This window comes from Caloramator mitchellensis, from assembly GCF_001440545.1.
Classification (GTDB): domain Bacteria; phylum Bacillota; class Clostridia; order Clostridiales; family Caloramatoraceae; genus Caloramator; species Caloramator mitchellensis.
Window position 1 is genome coordinate 91,387 of the sequence record NZ_LKHP01000007.1, and the last position, 26,643, is coordinate 118,029.

25 protein-coding genes and 1 rRNA gene are annotated in these 26,643 nt (G+C 32.8%); 6 read left to right on the forward strand and 20 right to left on the reverse strand.

Annotated features, from left to right (window positions below; all coding sequences use genetic code 11):
• Positions 1 to 42: 42 nt before the first annotated feature.
• Genes ABG79_RS07405 through lgt form a run of 3 tightly spaced genes read right to left on the reverse strand, consistent with a single transcriptional unit; the run spans position 43 to position 2,923 of the window.
• Positions 43 to 1,458 carry a sensor histidine kinase gene (locus ABG79_RS07405; RefSeq protein WP_057978702.1) on the reverse strand — a complete coding sequence of 472 codons (1,416 nt, stop codon included), beginning with the start codon at positions 1,456 to 1,458 and terminating at the stop codon, positions 43 to 45.
• A 1-nt stretch (position 1,459) separates the two neighbouring features.
• Positions 1,460 to 2,143: a response regulator transcription factor gene (locus tag ABG79_RS07410; protein WP_057978704.1), complete on the reverse strand. Its 684-nt coding sequence runs from the start codon at positions 2,141 to 2,143 to the stop codon at positions 1,460 to 1,462.
• Between the two features lie 12 nt (positions 2,144 to 2,155).
• Positions 2,156 to 2,923, reverse strand: coding sequence for a prolipoprotein diacylglyceryl transferase (gene lgt, locus ABG79_RS07415; protein ID WP_057978706.1), 768 nt, complete (start codon positions 2,921 to 2,923; stop codon positions 2,156 to 2,158).
• 139 nt (positions 2,924 to 3,062) lie between these two features.
• Here lgt and ABG79_RS07420 point away from each other — a divergent pair, with 139 nt between their 5' ends.
• Entirely contained in the window at positions 3,063 to 4,397 is a 1,335-nt protein-coding gene (locus ABG79_RS07420) for an urease accessory protein UreH domain-containing protein (protein WP_242859318.1), read from the forward strand.
• Positions 4,398 to 4,432: 35 nt separating this feature from the next.
• On the opposite strand, the gene asrC is transcribed toward ABG79_RS07420, so the two are convergent.
• From asrC to ABG79_RS07445, 5 genes are all read right to left on the reverse strand, one after another.
• Positions 4,433 to 5,383 carry a sulfite reductase subunit C gene (asrC, locus tag ABG79_RS07425; protein ID WP_057978708.1) on the reverse strand — a complete coding sequence of 317 codons (951 nt, stop codon included), beginning with the start codon at positions 5,381 to 5,383 and terminating at the stop codon, positions 4,433 to 4,435.
• Between the two features lie 12 nt (positions 5,384 to 5,395).
• Entirely contained in the window at positions 5,396 to 6,184 is a 789-nt protein-coding gene (gene asrB / locus ABG79_RS07430) for an anaerobic sulfite reductase subunit AsrB (RefSeq protein ID WP_057978709.1), read from the reverse strand.
• Positions 6,181 to 7,179: an anaerobic sulfite reductase subunit AsrA gene (gene asrA, locus ABG79_RS07435; RefSeq protein ID WP_057978711.1), complete on the reverse strand. Its 999-nt coding sequence runs from the start codon at positions 7,177 to 7,179 to the stop codon at positions 6,181 to 6,183. The genes asrB and asrA overlap by 4 nt, the downstream gene beginning before the upstream one ends.
• Positions 7,180 to 7,193: 14 nt before the next feature.
• On the reverse strand, positions 7,194 to 7,958 hold the full coding sequence (locus tag ABG79_RS07440) for a formate/nitrite transporter family protein (protein ID WP_057978713.1): 765 nt from the start codon (positions 7,956 to 7,958) through the stop codon (positions 7,194 to 7,196).
• 121 nt (positions 7,959 to 8,079) lie between these two features.
• Positions 8,080 to 8,316, reverse strand: a complete 237-nt coding sequence (locus ABG79_RS07445; RefSeq protein ID WP_057978715.1) for an SHOCT domain-containing protein — start codon at positions 8,314 to 8,316, stop codon at positions 8,080 to 8,082.
• A 454-nt stretch (positions 8,317 to 8,770) separates the two neighbouring features.
• Between ABG79_RS07445 and ABG79_RS07450 the strand changes: the two genes are divergently transcribed.
• Positions 8,771 to 9,919 carry a S1C family serine protease gene (locus tag ABG79_RS07450; protein WP_057978717.1) on the forward strand — a complete coding sequence of 383 codons (1,149 nt, stop codon included), beginning with the start codon at positions 8,771 to 8,773 and terminating at the stop codon, positions 9,917 to 9,919.
• 318 nt (positions 9,920 to 10,237) lie between these two features.
• Here the strand turns inward: ABG79_RS07450 and ABG79_RS07455 are convergent, their stop codons facing one another.
• On the reverse strand, positions 10,238 to 10,459 hold the full coding sequence (locus tag ABG79_RS07455) for a DUF3892 domain-containing protein (RefSeq protein WP_057978719.1): 222 nt from the start codon (positions 10,457 to 10,459) through the stop codon (positions 10,238 to 10,240).
• A gap of 97 nt (positions 10,460 to 10,556) precedes the next feature.
• On the opposite strand from ABG79_RS07455, the gene ABG79_RS07460 reads away from it, so the two are divergent.
• Both ABG79_RS07460 and ABG79_RS07465 read left to right on the forward strand, forming a co-directional pair.
• On the forward strand, positions 10,557 to 11,435 hold the full coding sequence (locus tag ABG79_RS07460; RefSeq protein WP_057978721.1) for a DMT family transporter: 879 nt from the start codon (positions 10,557 to 10,559) through the stop codon (positions 11,433 to 11,435).
• Between the two features lie 134 nt (positions 11,436 to 11,569).
• Positions 11,570 to 11,770: an ATP-binding protein gene (locus ABG79_RS07465; RefSeq protein ID WP_057978723.1), complete on the forward strand. Its 201-nt coding sequence runs from the start codon at positions 11,570 to 11,572 to the stop codon at positions 11,768 to 11,770.
• Between the two features lie 33 nt (positions 11,771 to 11,803).
• On the opposite strand, the gene ABG79_RS07470 is transcribed toward ABG79_RS07465, so the two are convergent.
• The 3 genes from ABG79_RS07470 to ABG79_RS07480 form a co-directional block, all read right to left on the reverse strand.
• The gene (locus ABG79_RS07470) at positions 11,804 to 13,765 is read right to left on the reverse strand and encodes a beta-propeller domain-containing protein (RefSeq protein ID WP_057978725.1); all 1,962 of its coding nucleotides are present in this window, start codon (positions 13,763 to 13,765) and stop codon (positions 11,804 to 11,806) included.
• A gap of 75 nt (positions 13,766 to 13,840) precedes the next feature.
• Positions 13,841 to 15,625, reverse strand: a complete 1,785-nt coding sequence (locus ABG79_RS07475) for a cell division FtsA domain-containing protein (protein ID WP_057978727.1) — start codon at positions 15,623 to 15,625, stop codon at positions 13,841 to 13,843.
• A 10-nt stretch (positions 15,626 to 15,635) separates the two neighbouring features.
• The gene (locus tag ABG79_RS07480; protein ID WP_057978729.1) at positions 15,636 to 17,975 is read right to left on the reverse strand and encodes a hypothetical protein; all 2,340 of its coding nucleotides are present in this window, start codon (positions 17,973 to 17,975) and stop codon (positions 15,636 to 15,638) included.
• A gap of 132 nt (positions 17,976 to 18,107) precedes the next feature.
• Here ABG79_RS07480 and mnmA point away from each other — a divergent pair, with 132 nt between their 5' ends.
• On the forward strand, positions 18,108 to 19,178 hold the full coding sequence (gene mnmA, locus ABG79_RS07485; protein ID WP_057978731.1) for a tRNA 2-thiouridine(34) synthase MnmA: 1,071 nt from the start codon (positions 18,108 to 18,110) through the stop codon (positions 19,176 to 19,178).
• Between the two features lie 52 nt (positions 19,179 to 19,230).
• On the opposite strand, the gene ABG79_RS07490 is transcribed toward mnmA, so the two are convergent.
• From ABG79_RS07490 to ABG79_RS07515, 6 genes are all read right to left on the reverse strand, one after another.
• The gene (locus tag ABG79_RS07490; RefSeq protein WP_057978733.1) at positions 19,231 to 19,401 is read right to left on the reverse strand and encodes a DUF362 domain-containing protein; all 171 of its coding nucleotides are present in this window, start codon (positions 19,399 to 19,401) and stop codon (positions 19,231 to 19,233) included.
• A gap of 91 nt (positions 19,402 to 19,492) precedes the next feature.
• Positions 19,493 to 20,392, reverse strand: coding sequence for a PSP1 domain-containing protein (locus ABG79_RS07495; RefSeq protein WP_057978736.1), 900 nt, complete (start codon positions 20,390 to 20,392; stop codon positions 19,493 to 19,495).
• 1 nt (position 20,393) lies between these two features.
• The gene (gene holB, locus ABG79_RS07500) at positions 20,394 to 21,356 is read right to left on the reverse strand and encodes a DNA polymerase III subunit delta' (RefSeq protein WP_160318230.1); all 963 of its coding nucleotides are present in this window, start codon (positions 21,354 to 21,356) and stop codon (positions 20,394 to 20,396) included.
• An 11-nt stretch (positions 21,357 to 21,367) separates the two neighbouring features.
• Positions 21,368 to 21,697 (reverse strand): cyclic-di-AMP receptor, encoded by a 330-nt coding sequence (locus tag ABG79_RS07505; RefSeq protein ID WP_057978740.1) that lies wholly within the window; start codon positions 21,695 to 21,697, stop codon positions 21,368 to 21,370.
• 99 nt (positions 21,698 to 21,796) lie between these two features.
• Entirely contained in the window at positions 21,797 to 22,468 is a 672-nt protein-coding gene (locus ABG79_RS07510; protein ID WP_057978742.1) for a dTMP kinase, read from the reverse strand.
• 184 nt (positions 22,469 to 22,652) lie between these two features.
• The gene (locus ABG79_RS07515; protein WP_057978743.1) at positions 22,653 to 24,077 is read right to left on the reverse strand and encodes an aminotransferase class I/II-fold pyridoxal phosphate-dependent enzyme; all 1,425 of its coding nucleotides are present in this window, start codon (positions 24,075 to 24,077) and stop codon (positions 22,653 to 22,655) included.
• Positions 24,078 to 24,186: 109 nt separating this feature from the next.
• Between ABG79_RS07515 and ABG79_RS07520 the strand changes: the two genes are divergently transcribed.
• Positions 24,187 to 25,302: a zinc-binding metallopeptidase family protein gene (locus tag ABG79_RS07520; protein WP_057978744.1), complete on the forward strand. Its 1,116-nt coding sequence runs from the start codon at positions 24,187 to 24,189 to the stop codon at positions 25,300 to 25,302.
• Here ABG79_RS07520 and ABG79_RS07525 read toward each other — a convergent pair.
• A complete protein-coding gene (locus ABG79_RS07525; RefSeq protein ID WP_057978745.1) occupies positions 25,299 to 26,435 on the reverse strand; it encodes an iron-containing alcohol dehydrogenase in 1,137 nt (378 codons plus the stop codon). The genes ABG79_RS07520 and ABG79_RS07525 overlap by 4 nt on opposite strands.
• A 127-nt stretch (positions 26,436 to 26,562) precedes the next feature.
• A 5S ribosomal RNA gene (gene rrf / locus ABG79_RS07530) occupies positions 26,563 to 26,643 on the reverse strand; the annotation flags it as partial.

A 26,643-nucleotide genomic window follows, 5' to 3' on the forward strand; every position in this document is an offset into this window, starting at 1 on the left:
TTTATTAGTATAACATATATATTGATTTACTGAAAAGCAACTTCATTTATTATTATGCCATGTATTGTTTAAAAAATTCGTGTCCTGAGGTAGCTCGATTATAAATTCACTCCCCTGGTTAATCTTACTATTAACTTTTATGCTTCCTTTATGCATATCAATTATAGATTTAGTTATAGAAAGGCCAATACCTGCTCCCCCTGTGTCTCTGTTTCTTGACTCATCAGCTCTATAAAATCTTTCGAATATATATGGCAAGTCCTTTTCAGAAATACCATAACCTTCATCTCTTATTATTATATAAACTTTATTATCTGATAAATAGTTTGATATATATACTTTACCGCCATTTTTAGAAAACTTTATGGCATTTGAAATCAAATTAACAACTGCCTGTGCTATTTTATCCTTATCAGCATTTATGTTTATATCTTTAATATCTGTGACTAAATTTAATCCCTTATCAATCAAGTTTTTTTCAAAATTCATGATTATGCTCTGCAAAAGGTATCCTAAATTAAATGTTGTAATATTTAGTTTTGTATCGTTTTCATATCTTGATAGTTTATAAATATCCCCAACAAGACCATTTAGCCTTTCTGCTTCTTCAAGACAACTTTTTAATCTATCTTTATCAGGTTCCCAAATTCCATCAACCATTGCTTCTATATGACTCTTTAAAGTTGAAAGAGGTGTTCTTAACTCATGCGCTACATCCTGTGTTAATCTTTTTCTTAAAAACTCCTGTTCCTTTAGCTTTTGTGATAGATTGTTTATAGATTTTATAAGTTCATCTATTTCACTTATATCGGAAACCACTTCAATATTTTCATATTCTCCCTCAGATATATTGTTCGCAGATTTTGAAACCCTTATAATTGGGTCTGAAATTCTGTTTGAAATTAGCCTTCCCAATAGAATTGAAATTAAAACAGTTAAAAAACTTACTATTATAAAGGCACCGTTTAATGTATTTAGGAATAATATATCGTTGTCAGTAAAATAAAAAGGCCCAAAATATCCAATGGACACGTTTGCAATCTTATTTGAATTGATTTTGATTTCATAGCTATCTTCCTTAAATTCCCCCTTAAAATTAGGATATCTTTTCATCATATTGCTGGAATAATGAGCTATCATATTCTGGCATTGCCCGCTGTTATATTGCTTTGCATCCCAAACGATATTCCCATCACCATCAACAACCTTTATTATCATGCCGTTTTCAAGAGCATTAACCCCTATATTTTCAATTGCAGATACATTCCAATTTCCATTGTGATAATTCTCTTTTATAGAGTTTACTATCTCATTTGATTTGCTGATTATATTTTTCTTAACATATTCTCTGAACTGAACCTCAAGAACAAAGTTTGAAAACAGCGCAATCAATAAAACGCTGAAAAGACTCACTATAATGTAGGAAATAGTCAGCCTTTTCCTTAAACTCTTAGCCATATTATTCACCACCAAACTTATATCCGATACCGTGAACTGTCTTTATAAATTTGGGCTCCTTAGGATTTTCCTCGATTTTATGCCTCAAATTTTTTATATGAGTATCTATAACCCTATCATATCCGTCGTAATCCATCCCAAATATCAAATTAATTAATTCATCCCTTGTAAACACTTTCTTATTATTTTTAGCAAGAGTTATTAATATTTTATATTCTGTAGGTGTTAAAATTACATCCTTTCCTTTAAACCTCACTTCATGCTTTGTATCATCTATTTCCAATTCATCAAATCTGATTTCAGTTGCAAGTATTTCCTCATTGTTAGCCCTCCTCAGAAGCGCTTTAACCCTTGCAACAACCTGCTTTGGACTGAATGGTTTTGTTACATAATCATCAGCCCCAATATTAAATCCATTTAATATATCGCCCTCTTCAACCTTTGCTGTCAACATCAAAATCGGTATTTTAGACTCCCTTCTAATGGCCTTGCAAACTTCTTCCCCCTTCAAATCAGGAAGCATTAAATCCAAAATAACCAAATTGGGCATCATTTCTTCAAACGATTTCAATCCATTAATCCCATCGTGTTCAATCAAAACTTCATATCCTTCTCTTTCAAGATAAGCTCTTAAAACTTCAGCAATTTTAACTTCGTCTTCAATAATTAGAATCCTGTTTCCCATAACATTCTCCCTTTATTCAGAAGATTTATTTTTTATTTTAAACCTAATAAAATATATTGATGCTGATAAAAATACTAAGCTTATAACCTGTGCAATCCTTAATGGGCCAATCATCAAACTATCAGTCCTCAACCCTTCAATCAAAAGCCTGCCAAAGGAATATATGGCTATATAATATGCAAATATTATTCCTTTTTGTTTATTATATATCTTGGTAATAAAAATCAAAATAATAAAATTAATCAAATTCCAAATTGATTCATATAAAAATGTAGGATGATAATACATTCCCTCAATATACATTCCCTTTTGAATAAATTCGGGAAAAATACTTATAAACGCCTTGCTAACTTCTCCGCCATGTGCTTCTTGATTAAAAAAGTTTCCCCATCTTCCTATTGATTGAGCTATTGAAATCGAAGGTGCTGCTGCGTCCAAATATTTCAGAAAGTCCATACCATTTATTTTCATGTAAATCAGAGCACTTAAAACTCCCAATATTAAACCTCCATGTATTGCAAGTCCTCCCTGTCTAATATCTATTATTTGCCATAAATTTTTTGAATAATAGCCCCAGTTAAACAGAACATAATATAACCTAGCACCTATAATTCCAAATGGCAATGAAATTAATAAAGCATCCGTCATCTTATCAAAATTAACTCTATTTATTTTAGTTGTCCAAATAGATACTAATATCCCTATAATAATTCCAGCTGAAATAAAAATTCCATACCATCTTATATCAAGCCCAAATATTGAAAAAGCTACTGGATTCATTTTTCTTATCCTCCCATCCTTTAATTCAAAACAAATTATAAAACAAATTTATGTATTTTTTGTGTGGTATCTTCATAAAAAATACACAAATATATATTATCATATCATAAAACGAGACTATATAGTTAGGGGTGTGAGCATGAACATAAAACGGGAAAAAATAAAAGTCAGAGATATGACTTGTAATTCATGTGAGGTTAGAATTGAAAATGAAATAAGAAAATTGGACGGAATAGTTTTTGCAAAAGCAAACTTTAAAAATGGAGAGGTATATGTTGAGTTTAACTCTAAAGAATGCAGTCTTGAAAAAATAAAAGCTGCAATTAAAAAGGCCGGCTACAGCCTTGATGCAGATACGACTGAAAAGATTTTAGAACTTATCATATTGATTTTGGTAATGGTTCTACTTTACAGAATGTCAAACATATTCAATATTTCCTCCGCATTAAGTGGAGAGGTGACATATTTAATTTTATTTATAATAGGGCTTTTTACATCCCTTCATTGCATAGGAATGTGTGGGGGAATAATGCTAAGTCAAACATTAAAATCAGAAGGAAATACCACCTATTCAAAAATTGTCCCTGCACTTCAATACAATTTAGGAAGAGTAATATCATATACACTGCTTGGTGGGATAATAGGTGCTTTAGGCTCTGTATTTAGCCTTTCTCCCTATACCAAGGCATTTATTATGGTTTTCGCTGGACTGTTTATGGTAGTAATGGGTCTTAATCTTTTTGGATTCAATTTTTTAAGAAAGTATACAAATTCATTGCATATAGGTATTAATTTCAAAAGAAATTCAAATGCACCATTCATTGTAGGAATTTTAAACGGTTTAATGCCATGTGGTCCATTGCAGGCTATGCAGCTTTATGCTCTATCAACCGGCAGTTTTGTAAAGGGTGCACTTTCAATGTTTGTATTCTCAATTGGAACTGTTCCTCTGATGCTCGGACTTGGGATTGCATCTACCCTAATAAATAAAAATGGTTCTCAAAGGATATATAAATATAGCGGGATTTTTGTAATGGTTCTTGGAATTATAATGCTTTCAAGAGGTTTTGCACTTGCAGGAATAAATATAAATCCTATGAAATATTCAAATTCGAATGTTTCAAATGCAGCAAGATCTGAAATTGCCGATGATGTTCAGACGATAAGGATGGATGCGACCTATGCTGGATATACTCCAAATGTGTTTGTTGTTCAAAGAGGAGTTCCTGTTAAATTCATAATCAACGGAAAAGAGTTAACCTCATGCAATAACTATTTAATTATCCCCTCTCTTAGAATTGAAAAACAGCTTCAAGAAGGTGAAAACATAATTGAATTCACACCAGAAAACGTTGAAGATATTAACTTCAGTTGCTGGATGGGAATGTTAAATGGAGTTATCAAAGTTGTGGACGATATTAACTCCGTTGATACATCAAACATCGTCCTCCCGCAACAACCGGGCGGTGGCTGATGTTCAAATTAAGGGCCAGTTTGGCCCTTAATTTTTTATTTCCAGTATATATACTCTGCAACCTCTGCCTCTGGATTTAATTTAACATCTCTTAACACCCATTCCTTAAACACCTGGTATCCTGTTCTGTCAACAATATATCCAACATGTTCCTTTCCGCCAGGTGCATCTCTGTCTATAAATTCGTCTATATACAGATACATATTCTTAATAATCTTGATAATACTCTCTTCATCAATCCACTTTATAAAGTCCTGTGCGATTCTTGGATTTTTCTTGCCTGTTCTTCCCATAATTACAAGCTTAAATAATTTATTTTTACTTCTTGTCCATGCACCAGTTGGGCATTTTAATACGCATTCACCACAGCCAATGCACTTTTCATGGTCCCTAACAACCTTAAAGTTTTCAAACTTGAGTGCACCTGTTGCCCTTTTCTTGCAATTAGTTACACACGCCTGACATCCAATGCACCTATAGGCATCGTATTGTGGTTCCGTCATGCCTATTATTCCTATGTCGTGCATCCTTGTCTTAATACAATCATTTGGACATCCTGTAATAGCTATTTTTACATGATAATCATTTGGAAACACTTCCCCTTCAATTCTCTGTGCAAGAGCAGTTGTATCGAAATTAGCAAAAGGGCAAACCCTGTTGCCTATACATGCTGCGATATTTCTTGTTCCAGACGCAGGATACCCAGTCTTTGGGTCCTTATGGTTGATTCCTAATCCAGTTAATAGAGGCTCTAACATTTCATTAATCTTTGGAATGTTTTTCATGTCAATACCTGGTATTTCAAAACCCTGTCTTGTCGTTATATGAACTGTTCCATTACCATACCTTTGTGCAATCTCCTGAACAATAGCCAAAAGATTTGCCTCCATATGCCCTCCAGGAACCCTTATTCTTGCAGCCGTTTTTCCTCTTTCCTTTGTAACTCTAAAGGCATTCTTTTTTAGTTGTTTTGTATTAATATCCATATCAAAGCCTCCTTAATCGATAAGGGTTTTTGCCTTAACATAATTAAACACAGGGCCCTCAAGGCAAATATAGGTATCGTTTATCTTACAATGTCCACATTTTCCAACTCCACAGCACATTTTTCTTTCATATGAAACCCAGATATTTTCTTCCTTAACTCCTCTTTTAATAAATTCCTGAACAGTAAATTTCATCATAAGAGGTGGCCCTACTACAACTACCTTAACATTGTCTATATCCTCTATATTTAGCTGAGGAACATACTTTGTAATAAGCCCTACGTTTCCTTTATATCCCTCTTCTGCTCTATCAACTGTTAATATTACGTCTATGCTCTTTTCCCACTTTTTAAAATCATCCCTGAATAAAACATCATCAGGTGTCTTAAATCCAGCCATTAAAGTAAATGTTTTTGCCTTTTTAGGATTTAATGAATAATAATCTACAATACCCTTAACTGGTGCAAGGCCTGTTCCACCTGCTGCAACTATTATCTCACTGTTTTCAAACCATGAAACATCAAATCCATTTCCGTAAGGTCCTCTTATAAATAGATATTGACCTTCTTTAAATTCGTGTATCGTGTTTGTAACCCTTCCAACTCTTCTTATCGTAAAATCTATATAGTCTGGTCCTATTTCACTCACTGATATAGGGGCTTCCCCATACTTAGGCAAAGAAACTTCAAAGAATTGTCCTGGTTTTACATCCCCTTTATATTCCATTCTAAATGTATAATCAATATCAGTATGAGGCATTATTTTTAATATTTTTGATTTGAAAGGCATATATGGATTCATTCCTGCACCTCCTTTACAGCTTCGTTAAGCTTATTAATGCAATTTGAAAATGAAATATATTCTGGACATACATCATCACATCTTCCACATCCTGTGCACATGTGATATCCAAACCTCTTCTTAAAATCATAAACTTTGTGCATTACTCTAAACCTCATCCTATCTCCCTTGTCTTGTCTGAATGAATGACCTCCTGCCATATCAGTATATCCATCAACCATGCAGGATGCCCAAACTCTCCTTCTTTCACCAGCATTCTTATTATCCTTGTAGAATATGTCCTGCATAGTAAAGCAAGTGCATGTCGGGCATACAAAATTGCATCTTCCACAACCTATGCATCTTGAAGAATATTCCTTCCACATTCTTGAATTGAATATCCTCTCATCAAGTTCCTCTGGAACTCTTACCTTAACTTCATTCTCAGTTACAAACACAGGTTCAACAACTGCTTCTTCTCCCTGGAATAAATTAAACTCTTCATTTCTAACTTCAATATATACATCTTCATTTTCAAGCCTTATGAACAAATCATAATCATCTGTCTTATTTGCCTCCATGCTAACACAGAAGCAGTTTTCAAAGCTGTTTTTACATTCTATAAGACAAAATCTAACCTTGTCCCTTAAAGCCTTATAATAAGGGTCGACATAACCATTTCTAAGATACATCTCATCGAGGCACCTAATGGCATTTATATCACAGCTTCTTGCAAAAATTAATATCTTCTTTTCAACTATCTTAGGCTCTATCCACTCGTCTTCTGTAAAATAAAATAATGTCTGGGTAATCGGAAGAACAATTTCCTTAAAAGAGAAGTCCGACTTTTTATTATATTCAACATCTTTTATGCTATCTATCTCAGCATATCTTATTGAGTTTGTATCAGAAAATGCACCAAGTCCCGCAAATGTATGAGGTGCATATATTTTGTATTCATTTTTTAATTCATTCAGAATTGAATCGAATTTCTCAACACTTATCTTAATTCCCATTATAATCACCTACTTCAATTTTTCTTTGATATAAACCAGTAAGAAAGCCCAAGTAAACTACCACCTATAAAATTGCCAAGAGTAGAAGCAAAAATATTCAAGAAATAGCCTGAAATATTAAGGCCAGCATCATGTGGCACTATAATTGAAGTTGTCAAGAGAGTCATATTTGCAATGCTGTGTTCATATCCTGTTGTAATAAATGCAAATAAACACCAAAATATCATAATTAGTTTTGCAGTCTCTTCCTTTAACTTAAATGACATCCACACTCCAAGGCATACAAGAACATTACAAAGTATTCCCCTGACTAATATTTCTACAAAGGGAAGAGTTGTTTTTGCAATTGATACCTTTTGTATAAAAGCTATTGTCGGACCCTTTGCAAGTCCTGCAAAAACAAATAAGACAGAAATCAATATTGCACCTATCCAGTTGCCTAAAAAGCTATATACCCAAATTCTAACTGCATTCTTAAATGATATTGTATTCTCTTTGAGACCAATTGTCATTACAAAATTATTTCCAGTAAAAAGTTCAGAACCAGCCATAATAACAAGGCTTAACGCAATACCAAATGAAACTCCCATTACAATCCTTGTCGAAGGTGAATTTGCCTGGGATAAAAGACCTCCAATAGTAAAGATAAGTAAAATTCCAAAACCTACATAAATACCAGCAAGCATTGAAGATAAAATATATTTAGTTTTTCCGCTGTTTAAAAAGTTTACTTTAGCCAATGCTGCATTAGATACTTTGTTAATTTCTTCACCAAACATACTAATACCTCCCTATCTGTTTGCCTCAAATATACAAAAAAATGCCCTGTTTGTATGTGATTTATCTCACATGCAAACTTAAGTGCCAGGCACTTAAGTTTGTGCCTGGCACCTTTTTAGTTTACTTTTTTAAAAGAATTTCCTTCTTCTTTAAATATTCTTCTTCGGATATATCGCCATTTGCAAATTTTTTATTAAGTATATCTATTGCTGCACTTTTTTGACTATGCGGTTTTATAAAAATATATATAGCTGCGGTTATAACTAAAACGAATAGAAACATCATAAAAAACATCAGGAAAGGATAACTTCCTCCAAGACCGTATCCAAAAAAGTTTCTGCAGAATCCTCCAAACATTTTAAAAGTCTCCCTTCAATATTCTTTTATAAAAATAATAAGCAATCGCTGCAAATAAAATTAATGGTATTAACATCATTTTCCTCACCTCTTGATTAAATGTTAATACCATTTTGTGTAGAATTTATGTAGTTTTTATCCATTAATTACTTTTACATAAAATTTTCTGATTCTTGGTTGTAATATTAAACTCCATAAAAACACCTCCAAAAACATATAATAAAAAGAGATAATAAGCTATTTATAATTATTTCAGCTCATTTTGAAATAATTGCAAAAAAGCATTTGTAAGTAAATTTGACTCATAGCATGCTTATTGATTCAATATTATATAGAAATAGCACCTAAAAATTCTCTTGTTCAAAAAAAATTAATTTTTTCTCCACAAAAACTTCAACTTACAAATATAAAATTTTCTCCAGACTAAATATTAAATTTATGGAGGTGGAGTTTTATGCGTAGAAATTTAAAGGCTTACATCTCAGGTATTGTAATTAGCTCATTGCTAAGCAGCTCAATAGTAGGTTCAGTTATTTATTCAAAATTTTCTTCAGAACTTCAAAAACAATCTCAAATAATTCAAAATTTAAGCAATAACAAAAATTATAGCAGTATTAATACAATCGCTGCAAATACTATATCCACAGGCGGAACATTAACAATTCCAAAAATAGTTAAAAAGGTAGCACCATCAATCGTAGGAATAAGGATGAACATAACAATCCCAAACAGAATAAATCAAGTTATGTCCCAGTCAAAGGCAGAGGGTTCGGGTATTATATATGATAAGAACGGATATATAATGACTAACTATCATGTTGTTGAATATGCAGACCCTAAAAATTCCTACAGCAAATACACTACTTTAGAAGTATTTCTTCCCGATGGTAGGCAGACAAAGGCAAAATTTATAGGTGGAGATAGAAAAAACGACCTTGCAGTAATAAAAATAGAACTTGACAACCTTCCAGTTGCAGAACTTGGTGATTCATCAACATTAGAAGTTGGAGAAACTGCCGTTGCTATCGGAAACCCATTAGGAATGGAATTTGCAGGTTCAGTAACATCAGGAATAATAAGCGCTATTAATAGAAAAGTTCAAGTTGATGATAGAACATTAAACCTAATTCAAACTGATGCTGCAATAAATCCTGGAAACAGCGGTGGCGCCCTTGTAAATTCACAAGGACAGGTTATCGGTATAAATACAGTTAAAATATCCAGCACAGGTCTTGAGGGTTTAGGGTTTGCAATACCTATAAACGATGCTAAACCAATAGTTGACCAACTTATGATGTTTGGATATGTTAAAGGAAGGCCATTTATTGGAATTTCAGGTCGAGAAATAACCGAAACAATTTCCCAAATATATAACATCCCTCAGGGAATTTATATAATGGCTGTAACATCTGGAAGTGGTGCTTATAAAGCTGGTATAAGGCAGGGTGATATAATACTTAAGATTGCAGGTGTGGAAGTCAAAACGCTTTCTGATATAGAAAACATAAAATCAAAATACAAAGCCGGAGATACTGTCGATGTTCTTCTCTATAGAAACGGAAAACAAATGACTGTTAAAATGACCTTCAGTGAGGAAAGATAAGTTTAAAAGGCTGTCTGAAAGCCAATAATATTCACATTTTTGAACAAAACCTGATGAAAGCCCCATGAAATGATTTCTAAAGGCGCCTCTCATAAACCTTAGTAACTCTTGCTTTTCGACTTTTCAAAAGGCCGTAATTCTGCTCAGGACGAGCAGAGCCGCGTGGCCTACAGGACGTAGGCTCACGCGGGTAGGACTTTTGAAAACAAAGAAAAGCTTAGAGTTACTTAGGTTTTTTGAGCGAAGCCAGGGAAATCATTCATGGGGCTTTAGTATGATTCGCTTATCAAAAATTGAAAACTATTTTCAGACAGCCTTTTAAACTTCAGGAAGGTTTTTGACATCATCAAATCTGTTTGAGCCTAAAACAGAATGTATTGTGGGATGTCCATATTCATCAACACCCAATATAGCTCCCTTTATGTCGCCTCGTTTGACCATGTCAACAGCTTCATTCTGGCTAACTATCTGGCCACTGTTTAATTCATATGATATAACCCTGCCATCGTTATCTCTCAAAACCTTAACTATTTTAAGCATAAAATCCCTCCATGATTAGTATTTATTAATAATATTTAAAATATTAGTTTGACAAGGCAAAAATTATTTGCAAAAATGGTAATAGGTGGTGATAGATATGAGAGCAAAAACTATTTATGGTCTAATGGTTATGTCAGCGTTGTTTTGGGCAGGAGCATTTATTGCTGCAAAGCTATCAGCTCCCTACATTACTCCCTTTACTTTAACATTTTTAAGATTTTCAATCGCAACTGTAATATTATATTTTGTATTAAAATATCATTTCAAAACTGATTTGGTAATAACAAAAAAAGACATCCCTTCATTTCTCTTTACCGGAATAGTTGGAATGTTTGGTTATCACGTATTATTTTTTATAGCCATGAAGCATACAACTGCTATAAATTCGTCTTTAATCGCTGCTTCCAACCCTATATTAACAACTATATTCAGTATAATAATATTAAAAGATAGTCCAAGCTATAAAAGAATCTTAGGAATACTTCTTTCATTTACTGGAGTTGTGCTGACAATAACAAATGGAAACATTGGCAATTTGTTTAGTCTAAAATTTAATTTAGGCGATATTATAATGCTGTTGGCAGTTCTAATGTGGGGAATTTACTCAGTGTTCAGTAAAAGGATTATGCCAAAATACAACCCTTTCTTAATTACATTTTATAGCTTTTTAATCTGCACAATATTTATAATTCCTTTAGTGATTCTAGAAAATCCATTTGGCTATTTCAAAGATGTTCCATTTTTCTCAATTGCAGCCGTCATATATATGGCAATTTTCCCAACGGTAATTGGATATTTGGTGCAGCAAATATCAATTAAGGAAATAGGGCCTTCCAAAACATCGATATTTGTAAACCTTGTTCCTATATTTTCTATTATTCTATCGATATTAATTTTAAATGAAACCATATCATGGGTTAAACTTAGCTTTGCATTATTGATAATATCGGGTGTCTACATAACACAAATAAACTAAAATAAAGTCTGTTACGATAAAACAATAAGTTTTTTGTAACAGACTTTATTTTTTACTTGCATTATAAACGATTTTGTCTTATAATATTTCTTGTTATGCCCCCCAGGGGTATTAATTCAAAGGAGGTATGTGTCATGAAAAAGGCTTTTATCGACCCAAACATATGTGATAGATCGCCATTCTGCCCTGCAAAAAGAGTATGTCCTGTAGGTGCTATTTCTCAAGAAGTTAAAGGATTCTTTGGTGCAGGAACTCCGAAGGTCGACCCAAGTAAGTGCATCGGATGTGGAAAATGCCTTCAAGTGTGCCCACACAGAGCTATAAAGATGGTTTAATATTAAAGCTGCCCCAAATTGAGGCAGCTTCTTTTAATTCAAATTGATGCTGTTTAATTCCTGCATAGTTTCGATATCGTTTGCCTTTATAATTCCATTTGAAATGGTATAAAGGACATTGTCTATATATATTATTCTTTGAACCGATTTGTTATAGTCAAATCCAAAGTCCCCGGCCTTTTTATAGTCCTCATCTGAAAGATGAGTTATCTTTCCATTTAGCACAAAACCCTTTTCTAAATCTATACCGTATATATATGCCCCTTGGTATGTGAAGTATCCATAATCAAAAGGATTTTCTCTATCCTTTGCTTCATATACAGTAACGGGGAAAGCAAAAATATTCTTTTCCTTTGAGAACAATAATGCTTTGTGGTTATATAAAAGTTCTGAGTAGCTTCCTCTATTTCCAATGTATTCTGAGAACATCTCCTTTGGATTTTCAAAATCAGAAACATCGAACATAGACATCTTAAGTCCATTTTGGATTGTAATCGTTGAGTCATTTCCATTCCAATCCTTTGTGCTTACATCCTTTGTATCTACTCCAAATCCAATTATATGAGTTTCGTCATACGGATGTAGGTAGGTGCTAAATCCAGGTATCTTTAAAAATCCAAGAATCTTTGGTTCTTTAGCATTTTTAGCATCGATTACAAAAAGCGGGTCAACATTTTTAAATGTTACTATATAAATCTTTTCACCCATAAATCTTGCTGACTTAATTGTTTCACCAGGTGCTAAATCCTCAATTTTTCCTGTTATATTCAAATCAGCGTCTAATATATAAAGATTGTTCTTTGCAATATTGTCTCCTTCTCCCCATGCAAATCCCTTAGTAGTTGCAATTCTGAAATATCCATTATATTCATCCATCGAAAACTGGTTTAAAATGCTTCCTGGAACCTTCCCATTTGCAGCATATTTCACTCCATAAGCAATGTTAAACTTATACAATATTGTATTTACATTATACGTAGGAGCTATTAATCTGCTTGCTCCTTCTGTTTTTGGAGTTTCATATTCGCTTACAGCAACATAAATATTTTCATTCGTTACATACACATTCTGTCCTGAACCTAAATAAGTTTGAATATCCGCCTTTTCTGGCTTTAATATATCAAAACTTGATATTATCATATAATTCGGTTCAACATAGCCCGGGAAATATCTTATATCCTTAAAATCCACTACATTTTCTTTGCCAGCCTTAAACGCACTATCCTTAAAGGATGGCTTTATGTCAGTCATGATTCTATAATCGTAAACATACTTGTTTGTAATCATGTAGAACTTTGAATTTATCATTCTTGAAGTTAAGTAATCGCCGTCAACTTCGATCGTCCTCTTTATCTTTATGTTGGATTTATCAGTAGTATCATAAACTATAACCTTAGTGACCGGTTTTGTTAATATAACAGGATTTATAACTTTTTTCATAACAGCCGCATTGCTTTCCTGCTCTGCCTTGTTTATGTTAACATATTTTCTTCCAATTACAATCAAATTGTTTCCGTTAACATATATATCATTAGGATAAAACGCATTAGTATCATACTTAATCGTATTAACAACCTTCATATCGCTTGCAGGGTATGCCTTTACTATAACAAGCCTGTCGTTTATAACCTGATAAATATATTCTCCATCTGTTTTAATAATATCCGATTCATCTACTCCCTGAACCTGCACATTTGTATTAGAATAATCATTAGCTGGGGATGCAGCCGCCGCTGATTTTTCTGCTGTTGCAAATGCAGTTCTGTAAAATGGTCTGATGCTTTCGGATTTTTCTAACAACTTTTTAAAATTATCATAACTGCCAACCACAGGCAAATTTTTTTCAGTGCTGACATTTTCTGCAACTTTTATACTTGTCTTAATTGTATTTCCTATATTAGAGGCAAACTTTCCATATGCCATAATAGGTGTCATAAATATAATAATTATCAATGCTAGAAGGGATGTTTTTAAATTTCCGGGGAGCCTCTTCATATATTTCACCTCTTTGTTATCTTTTCACCTATTTAGACATAAATTTCTAAAAAAAGTTCCAAAATTTAGCTTAAATTAAACATTTATTTTTATTGTTATTTCATCTCCATCGTTTATCTTATCTGTAAATGCAGCATTCTGACCATTTAAGAGCATCTTTATATTCTTTGCATTTTTATAATCTAAATCGATATAGTTAAATATATCAACAAATATATACCCCTCTAATTTATCTTCAAGCTTAATAATATCACCATTTACACTAATGTTTATGTATTTTTTCTCTACTTTTTCAACAGTTTCTTCACTTTCTCTTATTATTTCAACCTCGTCCCCGTCCTTTATTTCATAATCTAAATCCTCGGGCCTTCCATTTACCTTAGCAATTTCCCCATCCATTAACAAATCGCCTAATTTAACCTTCGCATCCCTTCCATCTACTGCTGGATTGAAAAATATCTCATCTCCATCGTTTATAACATCCATCAAGTGCGCATCTTTACCGTTTTGTATTATCATGCATGGTCTTGAACTCTCTCCATAAACCCTTCTTAGTTCACCGTTAACTCTAAAGGATAAACTTTTTCCACTTCTACCTATGAGCTGACTTGGTTTAAAACCTGCAAGCGCAAGCGCATCGCTAATCCTCTGGTTTCCAGAATTATAAAGTTTAATCTTTTTTCCATTGACAAAAACGCCCATGAATGTCTTAGAAAGGTTAGCATTATTAAGGGCTATACCTATTGGAGTTACGCATTCAGGGCCCTTAAGTTTTTCACCTGCGTAAATGACATTTTTAATTGCCTCAATTCCTCTCACTGCTACCCTGTCCTCAGGTAGGTTTAGCATTTTTGATATATGTTTTGAAAGGCTCAATGACTGGCTGCCTCCACCAACTAAAAATATTGCATTTGGCGATTTTCCATTGAGCTCAATTATTTTACCCGAAATTAAACTTGCCATATTTTCAACTACTGGTTCAATAACCATTTTAATTTCATCCAAATTAACAGTCTTTTTATTGCCTAAAACATCAACATATTTCAAAGTCTTTTTCTTTGAATTCAAATTTAGCTTAATCATCTCCGCAGTATTAAAATCCACAACTAAATGGTGGCATATAGCCTCAGTAACTTCATCTCCAGCAAATGGAACCATTCCATATGCAACAACTGTGCCTTCCTTTGTTATTGCAATATCCGATGTGCCTGCACCAATATCTACAAGAGCAAGGTTCAAAAGCCTCAAATCCTTTGGAATAACCGCATTCAATGCAGCTATCGGTTCTAATGTAAGGCTTTCAACTTCCATATTGCATTTTTCAATAACTGAATATAAGCTATCTACCACGGTCTGTGGCAAAAATGTTGCAAGTATCTCAACTGCCGCTTTGTTACCCTTATGCCCCTCAAGTGAAGTTATAACATAATCATTTAAAAGATATCCAACTATGCTATAACCAACGCAATAAAATGCTTCGTCCTTATTTCCATCGTCTATATTAGAATACGCAATTTGAAGTGCCTGCATCTTAAGTCCTTTAATAATGTCATCATCTATTATTACAGAGTTTTCAAAGCTCAATTCAGCCCTTGCCCTGTTTGTCTTTAATATTCTGCCTGCAGCTGCTATCGAAACCCTATCAAATTTTACTCCTAACCTAGACTCTATATTTTTCTTAACATCTAAAACAACCTCAGAAACAGCCGAAATGTCGTGAACTTGCCCGTCAAGCATAGCTCTTTTTCTATGCTCTATTATCTCCTCATCAATTATTTTAATCTTATCCCCTTCAAAAGTGTACGCCACACCTACTACTGTTCTTGTTCCAATATCCAAAGCAAATTTTAAATTATTCACAAAATCCCCCCTATTCCTTCAAAATTCCTTCGTATATCTGCTGCCACATGATAGGAACTGAAAGCCTATTGTTATCAAATTCATTTACTAAATCTATATTAAACTTTTCGATTGAAATATTTTTATTTTGTTTAAACCTTTCAACAAGGAATTTGTTTATCTCCTCTGTCTTAGTCTCTTCGCCATAAAGCCTGTATTTAGGTTCAACATAAAAGTAAAAATAAACTAAGAATGTAAGTAGTATATTATATCCTCTTTCCATATCTTCGTTAATAAGCCTAAACAAGTTATCGATATAAAATTTATAGAAATTCAAATCATCCTCGGGATTATAAAAATAAACCATTTTTTTGTGGTCCTCAACATCCCTTATAAGTCTTATTATGTTTGGAAATGTCCAACTTATAAAATTTACATATTTGTATCCTCCAAGAATACTTGCCCTCCCCTTTGTCTGCAGCAATTCATCTATAAATAATTTTTTATACTTGTTCTCTTCTAAGAATAAAGCCAAATCAATCAAAGCAATAATATCATTGTTAGTTTCAATTCTTCTTATTTTTTTAATTAACTTTATCCATTTAATTATATCCTTATATTCCTCTTTGTATTTAAAGTCAAATCCTTTTTCAAAACAGTTTATTAATATCCTTGCAGCATCATCGCTTAAAATCATCTTCTCATTTATTATTTTGATAATAATTTTAACTGATTCATCGAATATTTCTTCATCCTTTAGAGATAACAAATACTCCTTAAGCGCCTTATCAAAATATTCTTTGTAATAATCTTCAAATCTTTCAAATACATTTTTTAAATACTCTTCAAAGAATGTCTTTTTGTCCTCAGCCCTATCCAGCCTTATTTTATACTCTTCAAACAAAAACCTTTTATTACTCTTTTTTATATTTTTTCTTATCTCATACTGATTAAATTCATCGCAGTTATCAAGCGCCTCAGTTAAATATTCGAATAACTTCAGCTCCTTTTCGTAGGAATCTATCTTATCAGCTATCATAAATAGAATTTTAACGAAGAATTCAATGCTTTTTGATGCCATTAGCAATATATCTTTAAAGTAGCTGAACTCTAACATGATAATATCAATAATCATTTCGAAAAGTAAATTCAAATTCTCTATTTTCTGTGATTGGCTAAATGTATAATCAAGCTCAATAAGCGATTTTAAAACTATATAACTATAATAATATGCCAACTTGGAAAGTTTATTGTTGTTTAAAATAGCAATTATATATTTAACCCTTTCTTCTTTAATTTGACTTCTCATTAATGTTAAATTGTGATGTTTAATCTCCTCCGACAATTTAATATATACATCAAGAACGGATTGTATTTCATCAGTTTTAAGAATCATGTCATCAAAAAGCACATTCATAATTTCCGTGCATCTATTAATCACAAATGAATTTGATAAATAAATTTTCTTCAATAAATCAACAACTATTTGTAAATCATTAATATTTAGCTTTGTTATAAGCAATTCGAAATTAGGCTCTATCTTCTTAAAAATCTCGTTTATTCTATCATCGCTTAAATTTGAAACTGCGTAATCAGCTATTTCATCAAATGTTTGTCTGTCAATATCCTTAAGTTCCACATCCAGTATTTTATAAACCCAGTATAATTTGTCTATATCCTCCCCTATTTTTTCTACTCCAAAATCATCTAAAAAAGCATGAAAGGATAAAATATGATTGTAATTATACAGATATCCCATTTCAAGTATCTTTGTAAATTCAAATACACTGTTAAAAGACATTGTAAAACCTGGGGTATTTTTATTCAAAAACTTAATATCAAATTCAATGTTCAAGAATTCATCTGTTGTAAAAGTAATATTTTTTGCCATTCTTATAGGATAAGCCATATATATAACACTTAACCAGTTTAATACTTCTTCATCCGATATAAATACTTTCTTTCCCTTAATCAATAGTGAAATCATTCCATATATTTCACTATGATTTTTGGCAAATTCCATTACCCTTGTAATATCTGGCCCCTTTATCTGCACCTCAGCAAAATCGCTAAATTTTAATTCAGCATCTATCAATTGAAATGGATAAAATATAATTTCATCAAAAATCAGACATTCTACAAAATAGTCCGCATTATTACCTTCTTCCGATTTAGCCTTTACAAAGCAAAATCTTCCTGATTGAAGTTTAAAGTATGAATAGCTAAAAAAAGATTTATCAACATCCCTTTTAAACAAATCTATTAGTTCATCAATCTCTGTCCTTTGTAAATTTACAGAAGTTTTAACAGCTTGAAATCTATTTATAAAAAGCATTTTGTTATATTTCAATATAGCATAATCAGCCCTCATCAAAATCCCCCTTAAAACCCTTTCTATGTTTATTATATATTAAATATTAAAAACTTTAAAATATAAATTATTAGGAATTGTAATTCACATGTAGTGCAAAAATATTATTGAATATGTTTGTGAGGTGGTTAGATGAAAGTCGTTGTGGGAATGTCGGGAGGAGTTGATTCTTCAGTTGCAGCCCTTCTTTTAAAGCAAAAAGGATATGAAGTTTACGGTGTTTTTATGAAAAATTGGGAGGAGAAAAATGAAGAGGGAGTATGCACAACCGTTGAGGATTTTGAGGATGTAAGAAGCGTATGCGATACACTTGAGATACCCTATTATACTGTAAATTTTGTCAAGGAATACTGGGATAGAGTTTTTACATATTTTCTTGATGAATATAAAAGAGGAAGAACTCCAAATCCGGATATAATGTGCAATAAAGAAATTAAATTTAAGGCTTTTCTTGATTTTGCTTTAAAAATAGGAGCACAGTTCATAGCAACCGGACACTATGCAAGAGTTGAATATATAGATGGAGAATACAAATTATTAAGAGGAATAGATAAAAACAAAGACCAGACGTATTTTCTATATAGACTAAATCAGTATCAGCTTTCAAAGTCCCTATTCCCTATTGGTCATCTTGAAAAAAGGGTAGTTAGAGAAATAGCCAAAGAACACAATCTAAAGACTGCCACTAAAAAGGACAGCACTGGAATTTGTTTTATAGGTGAGAGAAATTTTTATGAGTTTTTAAGCAAATACTTGCCGGCAAAACCAGGACCTATTAAATCAATCGATGGCGAAATAATTGGAGAACATATGGGACTTATGTATTATACAATAGGCCAAAGAAAGGGTCTAGGGATTGGTGGAACTGGCGATGGACGCCCATGGTTTGTTGCTAAAAAGGATTTGAATACCAATACGCTTTATGTAGTTCAAGGTGAAGACCACCCCATGCTGTATTCCAAGGGACTTATTGCAGAAGATTTACATTTTATAAGCCAAAAAAGTATTCCTAACGAATTTCAATGCACAGCAAAGTTTAGATACAGACAACCTGACCAGGAAGTATTAGTTAAAATAGAGAATGATGAATGTATAGTGAATTTTAAGACTCCACAGAAGGCAATTACCGAAGGACAATCAGTTGTTTTCTACGATAGAGAAATTTGCCTTGGAGGCGGAATAATCAAACAGAAAATAATATAATCCCCAGAAAACAAAAAAGCTGCTATAATTAGCAGCTTTTCATCTTTATGTATTATTCTTGAACAGGAGCTCCTACTGGGCAAACACTAGCGCAAGTTCCGCAGTCTATGCATGCAGCAGCGTCAACAACATATATTGTGTCTCCTTGGCTTATGCATGAAACTGGGCAATCTGCAGCACATGCTCCACAGCTAATGCAAGTATCTAATATTTTGTATGCCATATTTTTCACCCCCTATCACCTTTCAAATATATTTTATCACAATTACATTAAAAGTCAATTAGGAAGCCCAATACCTGAGCTTCCTAAAATTCTATTCTTCTAAAAGAGTTTCGATATCCTCATCTATCTTTTCAATTTCTTGCTTTAATTCGTCTTCTGAAATTTCAATATGTTCATAGTCTCCCTTTATAAGTTCAACATCATGAATTGAAAATACCTTTAATTCTACTTCAGCATCTTTAACAATCTTAACCTTTACATTTTCATGAATCAAGCTGTTTTCAATCACCTCACCTTCACCCTCGGGTGTTTTAACAATAGAACCAACAGTTGGTGTCTTTCTTCTTATATCCTCATATGTCTGCTGCTCGTAGTTCAAGCAGCACATCAGTCTACCGCAAACGCCTGATATTTTTGTAGGATTCAGTGAAAGATTTTGCTCCTTTGCCATCTTAATGGATACTGGCTCAAATTCGCCAAGGAAGTGAGAACAGCACATTGGTCTTCCACATGGTCCTAGTCCTCCTACCATCTTTGCCTGGTCTCTAACACCTATTTGCCTTAATTCAATTCTTGTTCTAAAAATAGCTGCTAAATCCTTTACAAGTTCCCTGAAATCCACTCTTCCGTCTGCAACAAAGTAAAAAATAACTTTGTTATTGTCAAATGTATATTCTACATCAATTAATTTCATTGGAAGTTGGTGTTCTTCAATTTTTTTAATACATACATCAAATGCTGTTTCTTCCTTAGCTTTATTTTCTAGATTCTTCATCTTATCGTCTGCATCTGCAATTCTTATAACCTTTTTTAGTGGTGCCACTATATCTTCTTCGAAAACCTCTCTTTTTCCTATAACCACTTCTCCATATTCAAGTCCTCTCGCAGTTTCTACTATTACGTGGTCTCCTGCTTTTATATCAAACATATCAGGGTCGAAATAATATATCTTCCCTGCTTTTTTAAATCTTACTCCAACAACTGTTACCATACTAATCCTCCTGTATATTTAAAAGCATTACTTCAAACGTAAGCTGAAAATTAGCATTGAAGTTTAACTGCTTCTTGGCTTCACTTATATTATCTATTATTTTATATATTTTATTTAACGATAATAATTTACTTTCATTAATAATGATATCAGAATAATCCTCATTAATCAAAACTTCTTTATTGAGCATTATTTTATACATCAATATATCCCTATACCAATAGGCTAATATATCAAGTATATCCACAATACTGTCTTTTTTGTCCACAAAAAAGTTGACAAGCTCTAATAATTCGTATCCATCATATTTATGCATTTTTGTTGCGATATCAATGGTTTGCTCTCTTAGTTCAACATAATCCTTGTTTAAAAATTTAAAAGCGTTACCTAATATGCCATCGCTAAGCTTTGAGATCGCCCTTGCTTTGACCTCGTTTACACCTTTTCTAATAAGGTATTTTTCTATATCTTCATTTTGTGCTCTTTGCAAAGTAAAAATCTGGCATCTTGATATTATTGTTTCTAAAACAGTATTCAAATGATTTGCGGTTAAAATAATTATTGTATCATCCGACGGCTCCTCAAGCGTTTTAAGAAATTTGTTTTGAGCCTCTACTCTCATATTTTCAATGTTTTCTATTATAACAACCTTTTTATCGCCTTCGTAGGGTTTTACATTTATTCTATCTATTATCTCCTCTATATCCTTAACAAGTATAGTATCATTGCCTTTAGAAAACAAAATAAGGTCCGGATGATTATTGCTCTCTATTTTTTTGCAGGATGAACATATTCCGCATGCCCTGTTTTCTCTGCAAAGAATAATCCCTGCCATAAAAAGAGCAAAATCCCTCTTGCCTATTCCGTCAGGCCCCTTTAAAAGATATGAGTTAACAAGCCTGCCATCTTTATATATCTTATAAAATATATCTGCTAATCTCTGTTGCCCAACAACCTCAAGCAAAATAATCACTCCTAAACCTTTTCAAACCTATCCACATCAAGCACAAATACTGTTGCTCCTCCAATCGTAATTTCCATTGGAGATGGAACATAAACCCCCGTTGTTCCCATCATAGGTGAAGGTGCTGAAATAACTGTTTTTCTTGTCTTGCAAACATTCCTTATTATCTCTAACACATCCTCAACCTTTTCCTTCTCAACGCCTATCATTAGCGTAGTATTACCCGCCTTCAAAAATCCGCCTGTAGTCGCAAGCTTAGTAACCTGGAATCCTTTATCATTAAGATTATCTATAACCTCATAAGCATCCTCATCGTGGACAATAGCAATAACAAGTTTCATACAAACCACCCCTTGTGATTATCTTTAATTAATTATACCCCTAATAAATAAAAAAATAAATTAAAATATTTTGATATGTTTTTACAAATTTCAATAATTTCATATTATAGTGATAATAGCTTTATATATGTCATCATGAATCTCATCGATACTCCTTATAATGCCTTGATTTACACAATCAACCTTTGCCCAGCCATACCTTTCTGCACAGTAAATTGCATTTCTATATGAATTTTCGATATAATCCTTATTCTTTTCATGTATATCTTTATCCTTATCTCCCGTAAACTTATTTTTTCTATCCTCCATAAGTTTAAAACTATACTCAGGTGGCATATTCAAAAACAAAACTAAATCCGGCATAGGGAGTTTAAACTTGTTATACTCTAAATCATATATCCAATCTAAAAAACTATTCTTTTCATCTAAATCCTTGATCTTTGCAGCCTGATGAACCATATTAGATGTGGTATATCTATCGGCAATAATAATTCCACCTTCATTGTAAAAATTTTCCCACTCCATCTTAAAACTTGCAAACCTGTCTACCGCATAAAATGCCGATGCTGCAAAATAATTTACATCCTCAGGATTCTCACCAAACTCACCATTCAAATACATCTTTATAAGAGCGCTTGACTCACTCTTATAATTTGGAAACTCCACCTTTCTTACCTTATATCCTTCCTTTTCTAACCTTGCAACTAATTTCTGGCTTTGTGTTGCCTTCCCGCTTCCATCCGTTCCATCTATTATTATAAGCTTCCCCATACTCTACCTCCCATAAGTGACATTCACTTGATTTCTTGACTTCTTGAATTGTTTGTCAATTCGTCCAAGTAGTTTATGCTTCAATTAATCAAAAATCAAAATACTTATTTATCTATGAATCATTAATTTAACGATTAGACTGAATAAATTTTTCTCCTGAAAATCAAGCCCCAGTCTAACTACCCTACAATATATTAATTGTATCACAGCTTGAATCCTCAATTCCAACTATACTTATTCCATTTTCTTTATAAATAGTTATTAGTTCTAAAATATCCTTCGTGATAATCTCTCCAGGGACTAATATAGGAACCCCTGGGGGATATGGAATTACGAATTCCCCACTAATGCAGCCGACAGCATTTTCAATTTTTACACTCCTCTTTTCTTTATAATACGCTTCCTTTATAGACATTGCCTTTTTGTAATCTATAAAGCCACATTTCATATCGACATTTTTATTAATGCTTCCTTTATATTTAACTGCAATATCCTTAAGTGCCATATATATTTTATCATAAAATTCCGCTTTATCAGAGATACTTCCGATGAGAACTATATTGTTTAAGTCTGCCATTTCAACTTGAATATTATACTCTTTTCTTAAAATTCCGTCTAAAAATTTTCCACCAAAATATGAGTTGATTACAATCCTCGACCTATCAATATCATGTATGTCTGCCTTCCCTATATATTTTTCATCCAGCACTTTAAATTCTTTTAAATCATCTATTCTTTCCTTAAATTTATTTATATTTTCTAAGAGCTCTTCCATTAGACCTTCCCCGTGTTTCTCCATAATAAATCTTGCAACATCAACTGAAGCCATAAAAATATATGATGGGCTTGTGCTCTGAAATAACCTTAACATAAACTTTATCCCCTCAATTGGAACACCTTTATTAACATTTAATACTGCAGTTTGAGTTAATGACGGCAATGTTTTGTGAAAACTGTTAACTGATACATCTGCTCCTAATTCCATCGCAGTTTTAGGCATCAATTTACTGAATCCAAAGTGGGCCCCATGTGCTTCATCTACAAGAACATACATCCCATTCTTATGTGCTGCTTCAATTATTTTTCCCAAATCAGCACAAGTTCCATAGTATGTAGGATATGTTATTACTATTGCCTTTGCATCTTTGTTTTTTTCTATTTTACTGATTATCTCGTCTATTGATATTGATACAGGTATATTGAATTCATCAATTATAGTTGGATTTATATATTCAACTTCTAAATCACCTAAAAATGCAGCCATGTAGACGGACCTGTGGCAGTTTCTTTGAATCAATATTTTATCCTTTGGTTTTGTAAGCCCCAATATCATGCTGTAAACGCCTGATGTGCTTCCGTTTACCAAAATAAAGCTCTCATTAGCACCTAACGCCTTTGCTAATTTTATCTGACCTTCTTTTATCATGGCTTCCGGATTATGTAAATTATCCACCCCTTCAACCTCTGTTAAATCTATACTAAACAAATTATCCTTTATTTTTTCTAATTCACTAAATCCCCTTTTATTATTTTTATGCCCTGGCATATGGAACGGTATATTCTCTTCCATTGCATAATCTAATAACCCATTTAAGATTGGAGTATCCATGCCTTCGCCTCCTAAATAATTTTATATCAATAATAATAACATATAAGTTTAACCGCTGTAAGTGAATAATATTTTACTTTTATTGAGAAAATATTTACGAGGTGATACTATGGCAAATATAGACAGAAGCCTTATAACAGGATATATAGAAAATAAAAGAGATAAGCTCGAAAATTTAGTTGATATGCTTTATCATCTTCCCCTTGACTCAAATCATGAGACGAATGCCTTTAATATAATATGTGATTTTTTAAATCAGGAAAATTTTAATATTGAAAAGAATATAGACAACATACAAAACACATTTATTGCAAGTTGTGGTTCAGGAAATAAAAAAGTTGCATTTATTTGTGAGTTTGAAGCTCAAGAAAACGGATATACCAACGGACATAATATACAATGTGCTATGAATATTGGTGCAGCGCTTGGATTTAAAAGAGTTATAAATGAAATAGATGCGCAAATTTTAATATATGGATTCCCTAAGGAAGAAAAATTACCTCTTAAGATTTCATACGAACATAGGCGGTTGTTCAATGGGATAAATCTAATAGTTTGCGGTCATCCAGGAGAAAAAACTTACGAAGGCGTTAATTCAACTGCAATGAGCATTATGAAATTTGATTTTATAGGAAAAGAGGCAAGTTTTAATTTCTATCCAAACGAAGGCATTTCCTCCATCGTCCCGATGATTAAATTTCTTGATATAATTCAAGATTTAAAATCCAACGCTAACTCATCTTATCTTTTAAACTATACAATAATCAATAATGGAAATGAAATATTAAAAATTCCTAAAATGGTAAGTTGTAGGATTGCAATTAAAGCAAATGAATATAGAATATTAGAAAGCGTAAAAGATAATATAATAGAAACCGCAAAATTTGTCTCCAGGATATATGGCTGTGATATCAATTTTACAGTTGAGGAAGATTATATGCCCCTAAAGAAGAATGTTGAGCTTATAAAAATAGTATCACACAATTTAAAGGAATCTGGAATCACAAACATTCATGGACCACTTTCAACAGCATTGAGCCTTGATATTGGCAACATAAGCCAAAAAATACCCACCATTCACCCATACATCGAAATTTCTCAAGGCGAAGTTTACGGAACCGTGGGATTCAGGGATTCCACTATAAAAAAATATGCAAAGGACATGATGATTAAAGCATCATGTGCCCTTGCATTGACTGCCCTTGATTTTATAACTAAGAATTAAACTATTCCTTTAAAAATGTTCAGCAGCAATTGTTCCATTTGAGCCTTTGTAATTTTCACAGGGTTAACTCTTGTTGAACCCTTCATAGAATTTTCAAGCAGCTCTTCAAAATTATTATTAAAATCTTCATCGCTAAGTCCCATATCCTTAAAGGATAATGGGATGTTCAATTTTTTGTTAAGTTCAATAACTGCCTCAATAAAATCTGGCACATCTATGATTTTTGCCAATCTGTTAAGCCTATTATTTACTTCTTCATCCATCGAATTAAATTTTAATACATATGGTAGCGCAATTGCATTCAAAAGGCCATGGGCATAGCCAAACTTCCCTCCAAAGGCATGGGAAATGCCGTGTGCCATTCCAAGCCCTACGTTTGAAAAAGCACTCCCTGCCATCGCACTGTATATGTGAACCTTTTCCCTGCTCTCGTAGTCACCTTTTTCAAATGAAAGTGGAAGAAATTTAAACAATCCCTTTACCGCACCCTCTGCTAAAACCTCTGAGTATTCGTCTATATTTTTATTTATATAGCACTCAACTGCGTGTGTTAAAGCGTCCATTCCTGTCTCTGCTACTATATTTTTAGGCATCGATAGTGTTAAAGCCGCATCTAAAATAGCCACATCAGGTATAAAGGCGTCACATTTTAGTCCAATTTTTAAATTCATGTCATCATAAGTCAAAACCGATGCCCTTGTAACCTCTGTCCCCGTTCCAGATGTTGAAGGAATTGCAATTAGTATTGTTTTTCTTCTTTTAAACGGCAGAGTCAAACTATCTGGATTTTTAATATCCAGTTCAGGGTAATCATAAAAAACAGCAGCAGCTTTTGCAACATCTATAGGTGAGCCTCCGCCTATTCCAATTACAACATCAGGGCTATATTCCTTCATTATTTCAACTGCAGCAATGACTGTATTTATTGAGGGATTCTTTTTTACGTCCTTAAATATTTGATATTGGGCACCACAGCTCTCTAATAAATTTGTTAATCTATCAATGGCTCCATTTCTAAACATCGCGCTTCCACCGGTAACAATAAATGCCCTTTTTATTTTTAATTCTTTAATCTTATCTAAAGCATCTTTACCAATTATTATGCTATTACCGTGTAATTTAAGCTCCTTCATAATTCGCAAACACCTCCTGTTTATTCATATTATAATTATACAATATTTAACAGTAGATTTTAAAGTTATTGCTGTAAAGATGTCAAAAAACAGCAAAGCCTCAACCATTCGGTTGAGGCTCTAATTTACCCGGCAGTCACCTACTTTCCCAGGCCGTCTCCAGCCAAGTATCATCGGCGCAGGTAGGCTTAACCTTCGTGTTCGATAT

Bases quoted from the DNA above. Each gene is read 5' to 3' on its own strand.
- ABG79_RS07405 (WP_057978702.1), bottom strand. From the start codon at position 1,458: ATGGCTAAGAGTTTAAGGAAAAGGCTGACTATTTCCTACATTATAGTG.
- ABG79_RS07410 (WP_057978704.1), bottom strand. From the start codon at position 2,143: ATGGGAAACAGGATTCTAATTATTGAAGACGAAGTTAAAATTGCTGAA.
- lgt (WP_057978706.1), bottom strand. From the start codon at position 2,923: ATGAATCCAGTAGCTTTTTCAATATTTGGGCTTGATATAAGATGGTAT.
- ABG79_RS07420 (WP_242859318.1), top strand. From the start codon at position 3,063: ATGAACATAAAACGGGAAAAAATAAAAGTCAGAGATATGACTTGTAAT.
- asrC (WP_057978708.1), bottom strand. From the start codon at position 5,383: ATGGATATTAATACAAAACAACTAAAAAAGAATGCCTTTAGAGTTACA.
- asrB (WP_057978709.1), bottom strand. From the start codon at position 6,184: ATGAATCCATATATGCCTTTCAAATCAAAAATATTAAAAATAATGCCT.
- asrA (WP_057978711.1), bottom strand. From the start codon at position 7,179: ATGGGAATTAAGATAAGTGTTGAGAAATTCGATTCAATTCTGAATGAA.
- ABG79_RS07440 (WP_057978713.1), bottom strand. From the start codon at position 7,958: ATGTTTGGTGAAGAAATTAACAAAGTATCTAATGCAGCATTGGCTAAA.
- ABG79_RS07445 (WP_057978715.1), bottom strand. From the start codon at position 8,316: ATGTTTGGAGGATTCTGCAGAAACTTTTTTGGATACGGTCTTGGAGGA.
- ABG79_RS07450 (WP_057978717.1), top strand. From the start codon at position 8,771: ATGCGTAGAAATTTAAAGGCTTACATCTCAGGTATTGTAATTAGCTCA.
- ABG79_RS07455 (WP_057978719.1), bottom strand. From the start codon at position 10,459: ATGCTTAAAATAGTTAAGGTTTTGAGAGATAACGATGGCAGGGTTATA.
- ABG79_RS07460 (WP_057978721.1), top strand. From the start codon at position 10,557: ATGAGAGCAAAAACTATTTATGGTCTAATGGTTATGTCAGCGTTGTTT.
- ABG79_RS07465 (WP_057978723.1), top strand. From the start codon at position 11,570: ATGAAAAAGGCTTTTATCGACCCAAACATATGTGATAGATCGCCATTC.
- ABG79_RS07470 (WP_057978725.1), bottom strand. From the start codon at position 13,765: ATGAAGAGGCTCCCCGGAAATTTAAAAACATCCCTTCTAGCATTGATA.
- ABG79_RS07480 (WP_057978729.1), bottom strand. From the start codon at position 17,975: ATGAGGGCTGATTATGCTATATTGAAATATAACAAAATGCTTTTTATA.
- mnmA (WP_057978731.1), top strand. From the start codon at position 18,108: ATGAAAGTCGTTGTGGGAATGTCGGGAGGAGTTGATTCTTCAGTTGCA.
- ABG79_RS07490 (WP_057978733.1), bottom strand. From the start codon at position 19,401: ATGGCATACAAAATATTAGATACTTGCATTAGCTGTGGAGCATGTGCT.
- ABG79_RS07495 (WP_057978736.1), bottom strand. From the start codon at position 20,392: ATGGTAACAGTTGTTGGAGTAAGATTTAAAAAAGCAGGGAAGATATAT.
- ABG79_RS07505 (WP_057978740.1), bottom strand. From the start codon at position 21,697: ATGAAACTTGTTATTGCTATTGTCCACGATGAGGATGCTTATGAGGTT.
- ABG79_RS07510 (WP_057978742.1), bottom strand. From the start codon at position 22,468: ATGGGGAAGCTTATAATAATAGATGGAACGGATGGAAGCGGGAAGGCA.
- ABG79_RS07515 (WP_057978743.1), bottom strand. From the start codon at position 24,077: ATGGATACTCCAATCTTAAATGGGTTATTAGATTATGCAATGGAAGAG.
- ABG79_RS07520 (WP_057978744.1), top strand. From the start codon at position 24,187: ATGGCAAATATAGACAGAAGCCTTATAACAGGATATATAGAAAATAAA.
- ABG79_RS07525 (WP_057978745.1), bottom strand. From the start codon at position 26,435: ATGAAGGAGCTTAAATTACACGGTAATAGCATAATAATTGGTAAAGAT.